General features: G+C 64.7%; 18 protein-coding genes. 6 read left to right on the forward strand and 12 right to left on the reverse strand.

All coding sequences use genetic code 11. The features are described from left to right. Positions 1 to 82: 82 nt before the first annotated feature. The 3 genes from AAC645_RS03490 to AAC645_RS03500 are packed head-to-tail and all read right to left on the reverse strand — an operon-like array spanning position 83 to position 3,065. Positions 83 to 1,333 (reverse strand): adenosylmethionine--8-amino-7-oxononanoate transaminase, encoded by a 1,251-nt coding sequence (locus tag AAC645_RS03490; RefSeq protein ID WP_340313867.1) that lies wholly within the window; start codon positions 1,331 to 1,333, stop codon positions 83 to 85. Further along, on the reverse strand, positions 1,330 to 1,959 hold the full coding sequence (gene bioD / locus AAC645_RS03495; RefSeq protein WP_340313868.1) for a dethiobiotin synthase: 630 nt from the start codon (positions 1,957 to 1,959) through the stop codon (positions 1,330 to 1,332). The genes AAC645_RS03490 and bioD overlap by 4 nt, the downstream gene beginning before the upstream one ends. After that, positions 1,956 to 3,065 carry an 8-amino-7-oxononanoate synthase gene (locus AAC645_RS03500; RefSeq protein WP_340313870.1) on the reverse strand — a complete coding sequence of 370 codons (1,110 nt, stop codon included), beginning with the start codon at positions 3,063 to 3,065 and terminating at the stop codon, positions 1,956 to 1,958. The genes bioD and AAC645_RS03500 overlap by 4 nt, the downstream gene beginning before the upstream one ends. A 129-nt stretch (positions 3,066 to 3,194) precedes the next feature. Between AAC645_RS03500 and grpE the strand changes: the two genes are divergently transcribed. Continuing rightward, positions 3,195 to 3,731, forward strand: a complete 537-nt coding sequence (gene grpE, locus AAC645_RS03505) for a nucleotide exchange factor GrpE (protein WP_340313872.1) — start codon at positions 3,195 to 3,197, stop codon at positions 3,729 to 3,731. A gap of 44 nt (positions 3,732 to 3,775) precedes the next feature. On the opposite strand, the gene AAC645_RS03510 is transcribed toward grpE, so the two are convergent. Together AAC645_RS03510 and AAC645_RS03515 are read right to left on the reverse strand one after the other, a co-directional pair. After that, positions 3,776 to 4,711 (reverse strand): sulfotransferase family protein, encoded by a 936-nt coding sequence (locus AAC645_RS03510; protein ID WP_340313873.1) that lies wholly within the window; start codon positions 4,709 to 4,711, stop codon positions 3,776 to 3,778. Continuing rightward, on the reverse strand, positions 4,711 to 5,172 hold the full coding sequence (locus tag AAC645_RS03515) for a copper chaperone PCu(A)C (RefSeq protein ID WP_340313875.1): 462 nt from the start codon (positions 5,170 to 5,172) through the stop codon (positions 4,711 to 4,713). Before AAC645_RS03515 ends, AAC645_RS03510 begins: the two co-directional genes overlap by 1 nt. A gap of 162 nt (positions 5,173 to 5,334) precedes the next feature. Between AAC645_RS03515 and dnaK the strand changes: the two genes are divergently transcribed. Beyond that, positions 5,335 to 7,230, forward strand: a complete 1,896-nt coding sequence (gene dnaK / locus AAC645_RS03520) for a molecular chaperone DnaK (protein ID WP_340313876.1) — start codon at positions 5,335 to 5,337, stop codon at positions 7,228 to 7,230. Positions 7,231 to 7,305: 75 nt separating this feature from the next. Next, entirely contained in the window at positions 7,306 to 8,436 is a 1,131-nt protein-coding gene (gene dnaJ / locus AAC645_RS03525) for a molecular chaperone DnaJ (protein ID WP_340313877.1), read from the forward strand. A 49-nt stretch (positions 8,437 to 8,485) separates the two neighbouring features. Here the strand turns inward: dnaJ and arsC are convergent, their stop codons facing one another. From arsC to AAC645_RS03545, 4 genes are read right to left on the reverse strand one after another with little or no spacing between them, the layout of a single operon-like run. Next, positions 8,486 to 8,824 carry an arsenate reductase (glutaredoxin) gene (gene arsC / locus AAC645_RS03530; RefSeq protein WP_340313879.1) on the reverse strand — a complete coding sequence of 113 codons (339 nt, stop codon included), beginning with the start codon at positions 8,822 to 8,824 and terminating at the stop codon, positions 8,486 to 8,488. Then, entirely contained in the window at positions 8,821 to 10,179 is a 1,359-nt protein-coding gene (accC, locus tag AAC645_RS03535) for an acetyl-CoA carboxylase biotin carboxylase subunit (protein WP_340313881.1), read from the reverse strand. Before accC ends, arsC begins: the two co-directional genes overlap by 4 nt. Positions 10,180 to 10,185: 6 nt before the next feature. Next, on the reverse strand, positions 10,186 to 10,653 hold the full coding sequence (gene accB, locus AAC645_RS03540) for an acetyl-CoA carboxylase biotin carboxyl carrier protein (protein ID WP_340313883.1): 468 nt from the start codon (positions 10,651 to 10,653) through the stop codon (positions 10,186 to 10,188). Between the two features lie 40 nt (positions 10,654 to 10,693). After that, positions 10,694 to 11,086 carry a type II 3-dehydroquinate dehydratase gene (locus AAC645_RS03545; RefSeq protein ID WP_340314152.1) on the reverse strand — a complete coding sequence of 131 codons (393 nt, stop codon included), beginning with the start codon at positions 11,084 to 11,086 and terminating at the stop codon, positions 10,694 to 10,696. 131 nt (positions 11,087 to 11,217) lie between these two features. Here AAC645_RS03545 and thiS point away from each other — a divergent pair, with 131 nt between their 5' ends. Beyond that, on the forward strand, positions 11,218 to 12,222 hold the full coding sequence (gene thiS, locus AAC645_RS03550) for a sulfur carrier protein ThiS (protein ID WP_340313885.1): 1,005 nt from the start codon (positions 11,218 to 11,220) through the stop codon (positions 12,220 to 12,222). Positions 12,223 to 12,275: 53 nt separating this feature from the next. On the opposite strand, the gene AAC645_RS03555 is transcribed toward thiS, so the two are convergent. Together AAC645_RS03555 and AAC645_RS03560 are read right to left on the reverse strand one after the other, a co-directional pair. Further along, positions 12,276 to 12,653, reverse strand: a complete 378-nt coding sequence (locus AAC645_RS03555) for a PRC-barrel domain-containing protein (protein ID WP_340313887.1) — start codon at positions 12,651 to 12,653, stop codon at positions 12,276 to 12,278. Positions 12,654 to 12,776: 123 nt separating this feature from the next. After that, positions 12,777 to 13,901 carry a tyrosine-protein phosphatase gene (locus AAC645_RS03560; protein ID WP_340313888.1) on the reverse strand — a complete coding sequence of 375 codons (1,125 nt, stop codon included), beginning with the start codon at positions 13,899 to 13,901 and terminating at the stop codon, positions 12,777 to 12,779. Positions 13,902 to 14,130: 229 nt separating this feature from the next. Here AAC645_RS03560 and AAC645_RS03565 point away from each other — a divergent pair, with 229 nt between their 5' ends. Continuing rightward, positions 14,131 to 14,799 (forward strand): exopolysaccharide biosynthesis protein, encoded by a 669-nt coding sequence (locus AAC645_RS03565; RefSeq protein ID WP_340313889.1) that lies wholly within the window; start codon positions 14,131 to 14,133, stop codon positions 14,797 to 14,799. A gap of 105 nt (positions 14,800 to 14,904) precedes the next feature. Here AAC645_RS03565 and AAC645_RS03570 read toward each other — a convergent pair whose 3' ends face one another. Next, positions 14,905 to 15,243, reverse strand: coding sequence for an antibiotic biosynthesis monooxygenase family protein (locus AAC645_RS03570; protein WP_340313890.1), 339 nt, complete (start codon positions 15,241 to 15,243; stop codon positions 14,905 to 14,907). Between the two features lie 219 nt (positions 15,244 to 15,462). Between AAC645_RS03570 and AAC645_RS03575 the strand changes: the two genes are divergently transcribed. After that, on the forward strand, positions 15,463 to 16,170 hold the full coding sequence (locus AAC645_RS03575) for a CoA transferase subunit A (protein WP_340313892.1): 708 nt from the start codon (positions 15,463 to 15,465) through the stop codon (positions 16,168 to 16,170). Positions 16,171 to 16,279 lie beyond the last annotated feature (109 nt).

Raw genomic sequence — 16,279 nt, forward strand, 5'->3', positions numbered from 1 at the left:
AAACCTGTGCGCCCTTTCGATGACCAATATACATGACAGTGTAAATGATGACGAGCGCTCCAAATCATCCGTTACGGAGATTTCAGATCGCGAGCTCCCGCGCCGCGCCCAAGATCGCCTCATAGATCGCATCGAGATCTTCATCCTCGATGCAGTAAGGCGGCATGACATAGACGGTGTTGCCCATCGGCCGCAGCAGCAGGCCGCGCTGGCGGAAGAACTTGCCGAGCAGCGGCCCCATTGCTGAGAGATAATCCCCATAGGGGTCGACGAACTCCATGGCCGTGATGGTGCCAAGCCGGCGCTTGCCGACGATCGCCGGATGGTCGAGCCGGTCGAGGCGAAGCTGCTGGCGCACACCCAGGTCGAGCACCTGCTGGCGCACCGGCTCGTCGCGCCAGATCGCGAGATTGGCGTTGGCGGCGGCGCAGGCGATCGGGTTTGCGGTGTAGCTGGACGAATGAAAGAACATCCGCGCCCGGTCGTCCGACAGATGCGCATCGAATATCTCCTTCGTGGCGAGCGTCGCCGCGAGGGGGATGGCGCCGCCGGTCAGCCCTTTCGACAGGCACATGATGTCGGGTGCGATACCGGCTTGATCGCAGGCAAAGAGCGTGCCGGTGCGGCCCCAGCCGGTCATCACCTCGTCTGCGATGAACAGCACGCCTTCGCGGGTGCAGACGTCGCGCAGCGCCTTCAGCACATGCGGTGGGTAGATCAGCATGCCGCCCGCGCCCAGAATTAGTGGCTCGACGATCAGCGCCGCGGGCGGATCGTTCGCGCAGAGGCTTTCGAGCGCTGCGACGGTCGTCTCGCCATCCCCGCGCGGAAAGGGCAGCTTCGCGACATCGAACAGCAATGGCTCATAGGCGCGGTTATAGACGCCGCGCTCGCCCACCGACATCGTGCCGATGGTATCGCCATGATAGCTGTGCGCCATAACCGCGATCTTGTGGCGAGGTTCGCCGCGATTGAGCCAGGTGCCGAGGGCCATCTTCAGCGCGACTTCGACGCTGGTCGATCCGCTGTCGGAGAAGAAGACATGGCGGAGCGGCGCTGGGGTGATGTCGACCAGTCCGCGCGCCAGCGTCTCGGCCGGCTCATGCGTCCAGCCCGCGAAGATCAGCTGGTCGAGCTTTCCGGCCTGCTCGCGGATCGCGGCCATGATCCGTGGCTGGCAATGGCCGTGCGTTGTCACCCACCAGGAGGAGATCGCATCGACATAGCGGCGTCCGTCGGCGCCGTAGAGCGCGGCCCCCTCGGCGCGGTGGATCAGCGGGATGTCTTCGCCCAGGCCATGCTGGGTAAACGGATGCCAGACCGGCGAGGTCATGGCGTGAAATCCTTGAGATCGAAGGCTGCCGCGAACGCCGCCGCAAGACTGGCGGCATCGAGCGGGTCGAGCCGCGGCAGGCGACCGAGCCGCTTGATCCGGCCGACGGCGCCAATGGTGCGTTCGCTTTCCTCGTTGGCGTCGCCGACGAAGGCGATGCCGAGGATCGGGATTGCGCGCGCGCGTAGCGCCTCGATCGTCAGCAGGCTGTGGTTGATCGTGCCGAGCGTGGTGCGGGCGACGACCACTGTCTCGAAACGCCAGCGCGAGAAGATATCCGCGAACAGCAGACCGCCAGCCAGCGGCACCAGCAGTCCGCCCGCGCCCTCGATCACCAGCCGCCGGTCGCAACTCGGCGGCTCGAGCATGGCAGGTTCGATCACGACATTGTCGATCGCCGCGGCAAGATGCGGCGAGGCGGGTGTCGCCAGCCGATAGGCCTCGGGGAGAATGCGGCTCGCCGGGAGGCCTGACAGGCGGCGGACCGTTTCGCTGTCGGTGCCGTCTTCGAGGCCGGCCTGCACCGGCTTCCAGTAACAGCCGTCGATCGCCCGGGTCAGTCCGGCGGCGAAGACCGTCTTGCCGACATCGGTGTCGGTCGCGGTGACGACAATCGCCTGGGTCATGCGGACAGCTCGGCAATGGCTTCGGCGAGCGCGGCGACCTTCGGCTCGTCGACATTGAGGGTAAGCGAGATGCGCAGCCGGGCAGTGCCGGCCGGTACGGTCGGCGGCCGGATGCCTCGAACGTCGAAGCCGCGGTCCTGCAGTGCGGCTGCCACGGCCATGGTCCGGGCATCGTCGCCGAGGATGACCGGGATGATCTGCGATCCGTTGCCGGGCAGGCGGGTTCTGGCAAAGGCGACCAGCCGCGCCAGCCGGTCGCGCCGCTCGGGCTGGGTCTGGAGCAGCCGCAGGCTCGCCCGTACCGCCGCTGCCGACAACGGCGACGGGGCCGTCGAAAAGATGAAGCCACGCGCCTTGTTGACGAGCGTGTCGGCCAGCACGCGCGGGCAGCAGACCAGGGCCCCTTCGCAGCCGAGCGCCTTGCCGCAGGTCCTAAGCGTCACGACATATTCGCGGCCGTCGAGTCCCTCGGCAAGGCCCCGACCGTCGACGCCGAACACGCCGGTGGCATGGGCCTCGTCGATGACCAGGAATGCCTGCTCGCGTTCCGCCAGTTCGGCGAGCGCTTCGAGCGGCGCGATGTCGCCATCCATGCTGTACAGGCTTTCGACGGCGATCCAGACGCGGCCCTTGTTGCCGTCTGCCCGCCATTTACGGATAGCGTCGGCATAGGCGTCGACATCGTTGTGGGTCGCCGGCACTGCGGTAGCGCGGCCGAGGCGCATCCCCTCATGCGCGCTGGCGTGGATCAGCACATCGTGGACGATCAGGTCGCGTCCCGCCGGAAGGGTCGAGAAGATCGCACTGTTGGCCGCGAAGCCCGTCGAGAAGAACAGGGCAGCCTCGCTACCGAAGAAGGCCGCCGCTTCGGCTTCGAGCGCCTCGTGCTCGGGATCGTTGCCCCGCAGCAGCCGGGATCCCCCCGCGCCGATCGCGACGCCGCGGTCGAGTGCCTCGGCCACCGCGCGGCGCAGCTCCGGCGCGCTGGCGAGGCCGAGATAGTCGTTGGACGCGAAGTCATGACCCTGCCGGGCGATCAGCGAGCGGCGGCGCGACCGGTGCGCCAGGAGGCTCAGGGCCTCACGATGAGCGTCGAGGATCGACATGCTGCTCCCCTAGGGAAACGCGGGCGGTGATGCAATTTGCATGGTACCTCTGGTCGATTGGCTTCGTTTGACTATATCAGCCCGCGAAACGAAGGCGGGCACGGCCTGCGCAACGAACCGGAAGATGGCATGAGCGAAGAAAATATCGGCGAAAACGACGTTGAAACCCCGGTGGCCGAGGAGCAGCCCGACAGCGATAATCCGCTTGGGCGCCTCGAAGGCGAGCTCGAGAAGCTCCGCAACGAGGTGCTCTACGCTCAGGCGGAAACCCAGAATGTCCGCCGCCGCCTCGAAAAGGAAAAGGCCGATGCGTCGGCTTATGCTGCCACCGGCTTCGCACGCGACGTGCTGTCGGTGGCCGATAATCTCGGCCGGGCGCTGCAGGCGATTCCGGCCGAACTGCGCGACGACGAGCGCATCAAGCCGATGCTCACCGGCATCGAGATGACCGTCAAGGAACTCGACAATGTGTTCCAGCGCAATGGCATTACCAAGATCGAGGCGGTTGGCGCCAAGCTCGATCCCAATCGGCATCAGGCTATGATCGAGCTGCCGCACGCCGAGGCCGAGCCGGGCACCGTCATTCAGGAGATGCAGGCGGGCTATATGATCAAGGACCGGCTTCTGCGGCCCGCGCTCGTAGGTGTGGCGAAGACGCCCGAATAATTCCTTCAGCCTCTCCTGTTGCGCGAAGGGATTTGGGTGTGAACCTAATCCTGATCGTGGGACAGGAGTTCAGCCTGCCGGCGCTTCAAGCGCGCCTTCGCCTTTCTGCCGCCGAACCTGGCCACATAGCCGCCCTTCATCCAACTGCCGGTGCCCAGCATTTTGCGCTGGTGGTTGGCGATGGCCAGCCTGTTGCTCAGGCTGAGGCCAGCGCGGCGCAGTATCGATGGCGCTCGCACCGTTCCGCTCAGAAAATAGCCGTTCTGGAGCAGCCAGCGTGCGGCGCGGTGCTCGGCTGATGAAAGCTCACGGACATCCGACTTGCGCCAGCGGCCGATATCCTCCCGGGCCGGCCTGCCGGCTTGCTCGAGCATCGCCGGAGCGAAGGGCAGTCGGAGATAGTCGCACAGGCGCCGCAGCTCATATTCGGGCTCGCCCGCCAGCACTTCATATTTGACGGTGAACTGGCGTTCCGGCGGCAACTTGTGCGACATGCGGTCCCAGAGGACTTCGGTTTCGACCCAATCCGCTATCCCGTGCCATAGATTGCCGGCCCTGTGCTCGACCAGATTGGCATAGGCGACATCGCGGCCGTCCCGGACGAGGTGGATGAACCGCGCGTCGGGCCACAGCCACAGCATCCGGTCGAAATGACGATGAAGGGTGACGCCCACCACCGTGGCTCCCGGCCTTGTCGCCGCCACCTGGTCGAGCAGCGAGTGCGCGATGCCGACGAACGAGGTGGCGGGCGGTATGCTCAGGCCCAGCCGTTTATAGGCCATGTTGTACTCGAGCGTTCGCAGGAAAGCGTCGCGCTTCAGGAAGCGCCCGTCCGGGCTGATCGCGTTTCCGAGGAAGTCGAACCCGGGGGCGAAGGCGATATCGGGATGATGCGCCAGCATGTGCCGCAGCGTCGCAGCGCCCGATTGTGGCGCGGCAACCAGGAAGACCGGCGAGGAGCGCTGCGGCGGGCCGGTCATCAATGCTGCATGCCGGCCATGTCGCCGCTGTCACCGCCGGCGGGGACCGTCTTGGCCTCGACCTCGATCCTGGCGCCGCTGCTGAAGGTGAACAGCATCGGGATCGACGTGCCTGGCGTTATCCGGGGATCTACCCCGAAGAGCATCGCATGGTTGCCGCTCGGCGCGAACTCGACGCTGGCGCCTGCCGGCAAAGGCACGTCCGTCATTGGTCGCATCGTCATCACGCCCCCGTTCGTGCCGCTCTCGTGCAACTCTATCTTGTCGACCACGGCACTGTCGATCCTCAGTAGCCGATCGTCGGCGCGCGCGCCCTTCAGCGTGAAATAGCCGGCGGCGGGCCGGCCCTGCACCGCCGCCAGGCGAACCCATACATCCTTCACGACCGGCTTTTCGCCGCCTTTCGGATGGCAGGCGGAAAGGGCGAAGAGGGCGATGATAGTGGCAAGGAAGCGACGCATCGATGACTCCGTGACGAACTGCAGGGCAATTAGGGCCAGTTGCGTCTTGCAGCAATCGAATCCCCACCTATATCGCCCCCGTTCAACGCGATCGGCCACATGCTCGCCTCGTCATCTGGGGGCATGGACGGGATCGCCTCTTGGGGGTTTGAAAGGACTGGAATGGCTAAGGTTATCGGTATCGATCTGGGCACGACCAACAGCTGCGTCGCAGTGATGGAAGGCGGCAAGCCCAAGGTGATCGAAAATGCGGAAGGCGCGCGCACGACGCCTTCGATCGTTGCGTTCGCCAAGGATGGCGAACGGCTCATCGGCCAGCCGGCGAAGCGCCAGGCGGTCACCAACCCGGACAATACGATTTTCGCAGTGAAGCGCCTGATCGGCCGCCGCTTCGATGATCCGATCACGAAGAAGGACACCGAACTGGTGCCCTATCACATCGTGAAGGGCCCGAACGGCGATGCGTGGGTCAAGGCGGGCGGCGAGGATTATTCGCCTTCGCAGATCTCGGCGTTCACGCTGCAGAAGATGAAGGAAACCGCCGAGAGCTATCTCGGCGAGACGGTGACGCAGGCGGTCATCACGGTTCCGGCCTATTTCAACGATGCCCAGCGTCAGGCCACCAAGGACGCTGGCAAGATCGCAGGCCTTGAAGTGCTGCGCATCATCAACGAGCCGACCGCGGCGGCGCTGTCCTATGGCCTCGAGAAGAACGACGGCAAGACGATCGCCGTGTACGATCTCGGCGGCGGAACGTTCGACATCTCGATCCTCGAGATTGGCGACGGCGTATTCGAGGTCAAGTCGACCAACGGCGACACCTTCCTCGGCGGCGAAGACTTCGACGCCAAGCTCGTCGAGTTCCTGGCGGCGGATTTCCAGAAGGCCGAAGGTATCGACCTGACCAAGGACCGTCTCGCCCTCCAGCGGCTCAAGGAAGCCGCCGAGAAGGCGAAGATCGAGCTGTCCTCGGCGCAGACCACCGAGGTCAACCTGCCGTTCATCACCGCCGATGCGACCGGTCCGAAGCACCTGGTGAAGTCGATCACGCGTTCCGATCTGGAGCGGCTGGTCGAGCCGCTGATCCAGCGCTCGATCGAGCCGGTCAAGAAGGCGCTCGCCGATGCCGGCATGAAGGCCGGCGATATCGACGAGGTCGTCCTGGTCGGCGGCATGACCCGCATGCCGCGCGTCCGCGAAGTCGTGAAGAGTTTCTTCGGCAAGGAGCCACACACCGGCGTCAACCCGGATGAAGTCGTCGCGATGGGTGCGGCCATCCAGGCCGGCGTTCTGCAGGGCGACGTCAAGGACGTGCTGCTGCTCGACGTAACTCCGCTGTCGCTGGGCATCGAGACGCTGGGTGGCGTGTTCACCCGGATGATCGACCGCAACACGACGATCCCGACCAAGAAGTCGCAGACCTATTCGACGGCCGACGACAACCAGAACGCTGTCACGATCCGCGTCTTCCAGGGCGAGCGCGAAATGGCCGCGGACAACAAGATGCTCGGCCAGTTCGACCTGATCGGCATCCCACCGGCGCCCCGCGGCGTGCCACAGATCGAAGTTACTTTCGACATCGACGCGAATGGCATCGTCAACGTTCACGCCAAGGACAAGGGCACCGGCAAGGAGCAGCAGATCAAGATCCAGGCTTCGGGCGGTCTGTCCGATGCCGACATCGATCAGATGGTCCGCGATGCCGAGCAGTTCGCCGACGAGGACAAGAGGCGTCGTGAGGCGGCCGAGGCGAAGAACAACGCCGAGAGCCTGATCCACTCGACCGAGCGCCAGCTCCAGGAGCATGGCGACAAGATCGACGCGAGCCTCAAGTCCGAGATCGAGGCAGCCATCGCCGAAGCCAAGACGGCAGTCGAAGGCGGCGAGCCCGGTGCGATGACCGAGAAGGCCCAGGCGCTCGCACAGGTCGCGATGAAGCTCGGCCAGGCGATCTACGAGCGTGAGCAGGCGGCTGCCGCTTCGCCCTCGCCCGAAGACGGGCCGAAGGATGACGACGTGGTCGACGCCGAGTTCTCGGAAGTCGACGACAAGAAGTAAGGCAGGTAGGCGTGATGCGTTTTCCGGTCCCGTTGCTGCGAGCAGCGGGACCGGTTAGCATCGTGCGGGGGCGTGATGGCTACTGACACCGACTATTATGATTTGCTGGAATGCGAGCGCACCGCCGATGATAAGGTGCTTAAGTCGGCCTATCGCCGGCTGGCCATGCAATTTCATCCCGATCGCAATCCGGGATCGAGCGAGGCCGAGGCCAAGTTCAAGGCGATTAGCGAAGCCTATGATTGTCTGAAGGACCCGCAGAAGCGCGCGGCCTACGACCGATTCGGCAAGGCGGCATTCGAGAATGGCGGCGGCGGCCAGCGCGGCGGCGGCTTCGAAGGCTTTTCGGACATTTTCGACAACATCTTTGGCGAGTTCATGGGCGGCGGCCGCGGCGGTGGTGGCCGAGCGAGCGTCCGCCGTGGCGCCGATCTGCGCTATGACCTCGAGATCACGCTGGAAGATGCCTATGTCGGCAAACAAGCCTCGGTCACGGTCGATGTCGCGGCACAATGCGACAAGTGCAACGGTGCCGGCGCCAAGCCGGGAACCGGCGCGCAGGCGTGCAAGACCTGCGGCGGCCACGGCAAGGTTCGCGCCCAGCAGGGTTTCTTCGTTGTCGAGCGGGCCTGCCCTGCCTGCCACGGCGCCGGAGAAGTCATTTCCGACCCATGCGACGCGTGTCGCGGCGAAGGACGGGTCGAGAAGACCAAGACGCTCGACGTCCGTATTCCGCCGGGTGTCGACGAGGGGACCCGCATTCGCCTTACCGGCGAGGGCGAGGCTGGCGCTCGCGGCGGTCCGCCTGGCGATCTCTACATCTTCCTCCACCTGGCGGACCATGCGCTGTTCGAGCGCGACGGCACTACGCTGTTCGCACGGGCGCCGATCAGCTTCACCACGGCGGCGCTTGGCGGCACGATCGAGGTGCCCGGTCTTGACAGGGCACGCCACGAAATCCGCATTCCTGCCGGCATCCAGTCGGGCAAGCAGATCCGCCAGCGCGGCGCCGGCATGCCGGTGCTCAACGGCCGCGGTCATGGCGACCTCGTCATCCAGATCGACGTCGAGACCCCGACCCGTTTGACCGCACGGCAGAAGGAATTGCTCGAAGAGTTTCGCGCCACCGAGACAGGCGAGGAAAGTCCGCGGTCGAGCGGCTTTTTCGCTCGCCTGAAAGGCATGTGGGAAGACCTGACCGAGTAGCGCCTTGCCGCGTATCGGCGAGCTAGGACGCCTCCTGGCTCGATCCCGCTCAGAGTATTTCGCGGACCTTCTCGGGCGGACGGCCCAGCCTTGCACCCTTGGCGGTTTCGACCAGCGGGCGTTCGATCAGGATGGGATTGGCGGCCATCGCGTCGAGGATCGCGTCATCGTTGGCGCCCCTCAGCGCCTTGGCGCCGTCCTCGGCCTTGCGGAGTCCCTCCGACGCGGTCATGCCGGCCTTTGCGTAGAGCGCGGCGATGGCCTCGCGGCTCGGCGGCTCCTTCAGATAGTCCACGATCTCGACTTCGACACCCGGCGCAGCCTGCAGGATAGCCAGCGCCTCGCGCGATTTGGAGCAGCGTGGATTATGCCAGATCGTCGCCTTCATTCGGCGGGATCCTGCTGCGTCGCCAGCCACTCCTCAAGCCACTTGATCGTGTAATTGCCGTTCTGGAAGTCCGGCTCGTCGAGCAATGCGCGGTGCATCGGGATCGTCGTCTTGACGCCGTCGACGACGAACTCCTCGAGCGCGCGGCGAAGGCGGCGGATGCAGCCGGCGCGATCCCGGCCGTAGACGATCAGCTTTGCGATCATCGAATCATAATAAGGCGGAATGCGATAGCCGGCATAGATGCCGCTATCGACGCGAACGTGCATGCCGCCAGGTGCATGGAACGTCTTCACCGTGCCGGGACTCGGCGCGAAGGTCTTCCAGTCTTCGGCATTAATCCGGCATTCGATTGCATGTCCGCGGAACTCCAGATCCTCCTGCGTCACCGACAGCGGCTTACCCTCGGCGATACGGATCTGCTCGCGCACCAAATCGAGGCCGGTAATCGCCTCTGTCACCGGATGCTCGACTTGCAGGCGGGTGTTCATCTCGATGAAGTAGAACTCGCCATTCTCGTAGAGGAACTCGATGGTGCCGGCGCCGCGATAGCCCATGTCGGCCATCGCGCGGGCGACGATCGCGCCCATCTCGTTGCGCTGCGCATGGGTGATGACCGGGGAGGGCGCCTCTTCGAGCACCTTCTGGTGGCGGCGCTGGAGCGAACAGTCGCGCTCGCCGACATGGATCGCATTGCCCTTGCCGTCGCCGAACACCTGGAACTCGATGTGGCGCGGATCGCCGAGATATTTTTCCATGTAGACGGTCGCGTCGCCGAACGCCGACTTCGCTTCGGAGCCGGCCTGCGCCATCAGGGTCTCGAGCTGGCTCTCCTCGGTCACGACCTTCATGCCGCGTCCGCCGCCACCCGATGCCGCCTTGATCAGTACCGGATAACCGATCTCGGCCGCGATCTCGCGTGCCTCGTGGATCGAGGTCAGCGGGCCGGGCGAACCGGGCACCAGCGGCAGGCCAAGTTTCGCCGCAGTGGTCTTCGCTTCGATCTTGTCGCCCATCGTCCGGATATGCTCCGGTTTCGGGCCGATCCAGATCAGGTTATGGGACTCGACGATCTCGGCGAACATCGCGTTTTCCGAGAGGAAGCCGTAGCCGGGATGGATCGCGTCGGCGCCCGAAATCTCGGCGGCGGCGATGATGCTGGGGATGTTGAGGTAGCTTTCGGAAGCCGGCGCCGGGCCGATGCAGACCGACTGGTCGGCAAGCCGGACGTGCATCGCATCGGCGTCGGCAGTGGAGTGGACCGCCACCGTCTGGATGCCCATCTCGTGGCAGGCGCGGTGGATGCGGAGCGCAATCTCGCCCCGGTTCGCGATCAGGACCTTGCTGATGGCCATCGTCGCTTACTCGACGACGATGAGGGGCTGGTCGTATTCCACGGGCTGGCCGTTCTCGACCAGCACCGCTTTGACCGTGCCGGCGCGCGGCGCGGCGATCGAGTTCATCACCTTCATCGCCTCGACGATGACCAGGGTCTGCCCAGCCGTTACCTTGTCGCCCACGGAGGCGAACTGCTTGGAGCCCGGTTCGGCGGCGAGATAGACGGTGCCGACCATCGGCGACTTCACGGTGCCGGGATGATCCGCGGCGGCTTCAGGAGCCGGCGCTGCGACCGGAGCCGCTGCAGGCGGGGCGGCCGGAGCCGCATAGGTCGGCGCCGCGCCGACGGTTATGTTCCGCGCGACCCTGATCCGCCGTTCGCCGTCCTGGATTTCGATCTCGGTCAGGTTGGTGTCGTCCAGGAGCACCGCCAGCTGGCGCACCAGTTCCGGGTCGACCTGCATTGCTTTCCCCTGGGATTGATCGGCCATCAGTTGCTCTTCGGTAGTTGATCCGTGGCGGACGCCATTGTCAGATGCGGGCGGCGGCGTCCAGCGCAAGCATGTAGGATTGCACGCCGAACCCCATGATCGAGCCCCTCGCCGCCTGGCCGACATAGCTGACATGGCGAAACGCCTCCCGGGCATGCGGGTTCGACAGATGCACTTCGATCACCGGAACAGAGACGCCCTTGATCGCGTCATGCAGTGCAATCGACGTGTGGGTATAGGCGCCCGGATTGATCAGCACCGCCTTCGCCCCGCTGGCATTGGCTTCCTGGATCCAGTCGACCAGGTGTCCTTCATGATTCGACTGGCGCATGTCGATCGACAGTCCGAGTTCGAGCGCGCGGTCCTCCAGCATGCCGGCGATGTCGTCGAGCGTATCCGATCCGTAGATTTCGGGTTCGCGCGTGCCCAGCATGTTGAGATTCGGTCCATTGAGGACGAAGATGACCGGGCGATCCGCCACGCGGCAAGCCTTTCCGTTGCGAGGGTGCGACCGGCACCCCTATATGGCGCGCAGACGCAAAGCGAAAGCGCATTGGAGGCGACATGAATCCCGACGGCACCATCTCGGTCCGCATCAACGGCGAGCATCGCCGCATCATCGCGGGCATGACCATCGCCGAACTTGCGAATGAGCTCGGGCTGGAGCCGACCAAGGTCGCGGTTGAACGCAACCTTGAGGTTGTACCGCGCTCGACGCTGGGCCAGGTGCAGGTCGAGGATGGCGACGATCTAGAGATCGTCCATTTTGTTGGCGGCGGAGATCATGGCGTGACGGTGGACGACGACAGCTGGACGGTGGCGGGACGGACGTTCCGCTCGCGGCTGATCGTGGGCACCGGCAAGTACAAGGATTTCGCGCAAAACGCAGCCGCGGTCGAGGCGTCGGGCGCCGAGATCGTCACCGTCGCGGTGCGCCGCGTCAACATCGCCGATCCCAAGGCGCCGATACTGACCGACTTCATCGACCCGAAGAGGATCACCTACCTGCCCAACACCGCTGGCTGCTTCACCGGCGAGGACGCGATCCGGACGCTCCGGCTGGCGCGCGAGGCGGGCGGATGGGATCTCGTCAAGCTCGAGGTGCTGGGTGAGGCCAAGACGCTCTATCCCGACATGGTCGAGACGCTACGCGCAACTGAGATCCTGGCGAAGGAAGGCTTCAAGCCAATGGTCTACTGCGTCGACGATCCGATTGCGGCCAAGCGGCTGGAAAATGCCGGCGCCGTAGCGATCATGCCGCTGGGTGCTCCGATCGGGTCTGGGCTGGGCATCCAGAACAAGGTGACGATCCGCCTGATCGTCGAAGGCACCACGCTGCCGGTGCTGGTCGACGCCGGCGTCGGCACAGCGTCCGAGGCGGCGGTGGCGATGGAGCTGGGCTGCGCGGGCGTGCTGATGAATACCGCCATCGCCGAGGCGAAAAACCCGGTGATGATGGCGACGGCGATGAAGCTGGCGGTGGAGTCGGGACGACTCGCCTATCGCGCCGGGCGAATGGGACGGCGCATGTATGCCGACCCCTCCAGCCCGCTGGCAGGGCTGATCTAGCCAGCTCTCGGCGCCTGCTTCAAGCGGCGTACTGCGCCTCAGAGTCGACCGGCTCACCAATAGGCGTCGAACTTCCAATAGTCGTACATCGGCCGTTCGCTTTCGGTCGGACGGTCGCTCTTGTCCAGCTCCAGGCTGGGAGCGTCTTCCAGCATCTCGCGCGTGACATCGACCACATAGCCGTGGCGGGCGGGGTCGTAGGTGAGCATCTGCCACGGAATGGGGTGGACGTGAGAGCCGATGCCGAAGAAGCCGCCAAAGGCGAGCAGGGCGTAGGCGATCTGGCCGGTGGTCTTGTGGATCATCACCGAATGCACGGTGCCCAGCTTCTCGCCCTGCCGGTTGTAGATCGGTGTGCCCTCGACACGGGCGGACGAGATGAGTTGATGAGACCGGTCGGTGAGCTCATCGAGGTTGGATTCGACAAGCATGAAAGCCTCCTTTTCCGAGTCCCCCGCCATTTGAAAATACTCCCCTGGAGAAGCAAGTTCCAGGGATATTAGAGCCTTGGCGCTGTCGGACTGCCCTGGCAGAGCGATGGGCCGCTTGTCCGGCTACTGCAGGTAGATGCGGCGGAGGGCGGCGACCTCCGTCTGGCCGACGCCGATTTCCTGCGCGAGATAGATGTCGACCGAACCCCAGCGCTTCTCGATCTCGTCGAAAGCCGCTGCGAGGAACGGCGTGCCGTCTGCTTCCTTCAGGGATTGGGGCACTGCGGCGCGCGGATCGTCCTGATATCTGGCGAGGAGTGCGGCGACGGGATCGCCGGGATGCGCGGCCAGGTTGATCCTCGGCAGTTCGTTGACGGGGCGGCGATATTGGGTGGAGAGATGATAGTCGGCGATAATGCTATCGCGCGGCGTGCCGAGGGCGGTCAGGATTATCGCCGTCACGAAGCCGGTGCGATCCTGGCCTGCCGAGCAGTTATAGGCGATCGGCCCCTTGTTCGCGAGCAGATCGGCGAACACGATGCGAAGCTGCGGCGCCAGCAGCGTCGGAAAGTTGCGGTATATTGCGCCGCCATTCTTCAACTCGCCGCTGCCGGCCGAAGGCTTCATCACCGCCCCTATCGGATAGCCGACCGCAGTATAGGCTATTCCGTCGAGTCGGGTCGGGGCGAGGACCCGTTCCTCGCTCGACCGCAGATCGACAAGGTTCGCAAGCCTGAGAGCCAGCACCTGCTGGACGTCGGCATCGCTTAGCAGCGGCGTAGCGCCGGAGCGGTAGATCATGCCCCAGCGGACATGCCGGCCGCCCGCCGCGGGGTAACCGCCGATATCGCGAAAATTGGATCCGCGCTCCAGCGGCAGCAGCCGCTCGGCCACGGTCGTCGTCCGTCCGGTCCGCTCGTCGCGCAGCAGGAAATAACGCCGCTGGACCCCGGCGGAGGGAAGGTCGAAGTGCCCGTCGCGATCGTCGTTCGACAGCAGTTGAGCCTTGGTGATGTCGCCGGCGGGATCTGTCGTGACGAACAGGTCGATCGGATCGTCGTCCTGCCAAGCAATCGTCAGCGCGTCGGGGGCCGTCCGTTCCACCTTGGCGCCCACAATGGTACCGGCTGCAGCCGCATTGGCGCTGGCCGCCATTGTAAGCGCGAATAACGTGGCGGCATATCTCTTCATCGCAACCAGATCCTTCTCATACACCCGCCGCCGGTTGCTAGCGATTTCGCGTGACATTGGCATGTCACGTCGACGGTGATGCCATAGAGCCTATAGGCGTCCCGTGCGCCGCGGATCGGCGGGTGGCGCAGGAAAATCGAGCGGCGGTACTGCGGCGCCCGGCGTGCCGACGGTCACCGCGCGGTAGATAGCGGTGCCGCCCGAGATATGGACGAAATTGTAGCGTGGAGGAGGTTCGCGAGCAACGGCGCGGGAACATCGCGAAGCTGTGCGGGGTTGAGCATGGGTGTCCACTATCCCCGATGCCGCCCGCGCCGCCGATGCGAATGCCTGCGCCGTCTCGCCGGTTTCCGCTACGCGGCTGACCGACACTCTCGACGTGCTGGCATCGGGCTGCGCCGGGGCGCGCATCTCGCTCGACGACCTGACCTCGACCCTTGGCGAGAAATGTTTTGCGGGCCTGATCTTCCTGCTGGCTGCCCCGAACATGCTGCCTTTGCCGCCGGGTTGCGATATCGCACTATCGGTGCCGCTGATCATCCTCTCTGCGCAGCTCGTTCTGGGCGTCCGCAGGCCCTGGCTGCCAGCCTGGATTCGCCGTCGCGAGGTGACGACCGAAAGATTCGCGAAGGCGGTCGAGCGGCTCAGGCCGTTGACCCGAAGGGCGGAGATATTGCTCAGCCGTCGCCTCGACGCGCTCACCGGGCTGGCGGGCCGGCGGATGCTCGGCCTGCTCTGTCTCGCGCTTGCGGTGCTGCTGGCCTTGCCGGTTCCGCTCGGCAATGCGGTGCCCGCGGCGGCGATCTCCTTGTTCGCGCTCGGGCTGTTGGCGCGCGACGGTATCGCCGTCCTGGCGGGTGTCGCGGTCATGATCGCGAGCGTGGCGATCGTGGCAGGGCTGGGGTACGCTGCCATCGAGGCCTGGGTCTGGTTCGTCGAGAAGATGCCGGGGTAGCAACAAGGCTTCATGGCCTTAGCTCGCTTCTACATGGCGAACGCTGGCACAGAAATCGCCGATGTCGCGCTTATTCCATGGCGGCGCGGAAATATTGCGAGATCCCTATCCTAAAGCCATCGCATGGACAATTTCCTCGTCCTCATTCCGCCCCTCGACGATGACAGTCAAATGCTCCACCCGGGGAGGGTGCAGGAAATAGAGACCGCACAGCCGCCGCCAGGCGACGAAGGCATCGGAGTTCCGGAACTCGATCATGTGGTCCTCGATCGTCTCCCACTCGACGAACATCCGATAGCGGCTGGGTTGCTCCATCGATCTATAAAGCCGGAAGGCGAGGCAGCCCTTCGATGCGAGGAACAAGCTCCTGGCTTGCGCCATAGCAGCTTCGAAGGGGCCTTCATGGCCGGGCTTGATATCGATCTCCGCCAATTCCTTGATCATCGTGGGCCTCCTGCACGTTCGTGATGATCGATCAAACAGCCAATGGCGGTCAACGCCGGATTGCTCGCTTATGGCGCAATTCCGGTCAAATATTCACCCCCCACGCAGAATCTTCGTTGCGGTGCGCGGCGGCTTGGCTGAAACAGGCTTATCCATATCGCACCGTTGACCGCTCTTTCCCCCTGGGGGTAGAGCGGCGGCGATGATCCGGAGACGTTCATGACCAAGATTTATGCATCTGCCGAAGCCGCGCTGGAAGGACTGTTGTTCGACGGGATGACGATCTGTGCAGGGGGGTTCGGCCTGTGCGGCGTTCCCGAACGGCTGATCGATGCGATCGTCGCTTCGGGCGTGAAGGATCTGGTCGCGGCCTCGAACAATGCCGGTATCGATGGCGAGGGTCTCGGCAAGCTGCTGCGCACCCGCCAGATCCGGAAGATGATCGCGTCCTATGTCGGCGAGAACAAGGAGTTCGAGCGGCAATATCTTTCCGGTGAACTCGAGGTCGAGTTCTCCCCGCAAGGTACGCTGGCCGAACGGATGCGGGCCGGCGGCGCCGGCATTCCCGGCTTCTATACCAAGACCGGGGTGGGCACGCTTGTCGCCGAAGGCAAGGAGACCAAGGAGTTCGACGGCGAGACTTATGTGCTCGAGCGCGGCATTCGCGCCGATGTGTCGATCATCAAGGGCTGGAAAGCGGATGAAAGCGGCAACCTGATGTTCCGCAAGACCGCGCGCAACTTCAACCAGCCGGCCGCGACCGCAGGCAAGATCTGCGTCGCCGAGGTGGAGGAGATCGTGCCGGTCGGCAGCATCGATCCGGACCAGATCCACCTGCCCAGCATCTATGTGAAGCGGCTCGTGCTCGGCGCACCCTATGACAAGAAGATCGAGTTCCGCACGACCCGGCCGCGCGAAGCGGCGTGATCGCTCGGCGTGGGGCGGCGCTCGGCTGCCTCCGCTGAGTCAGGTGTAGCTGGGACCAGGCTTTTCCTGGGACAAGAGATCGGCCGATCAGGCCATAAGGGAGACAAGC

This window comes from Rhizorhabdus argentea (assembly GCF_037861105.1).
GTDB classification, from domain to species: Bacteria; Pseudomonadota; Alphaproteobacteria; order Sphingomonadales; family Sphingomonadaceae; genus Rhizorhabdus; species Rhizorhabdus argentea.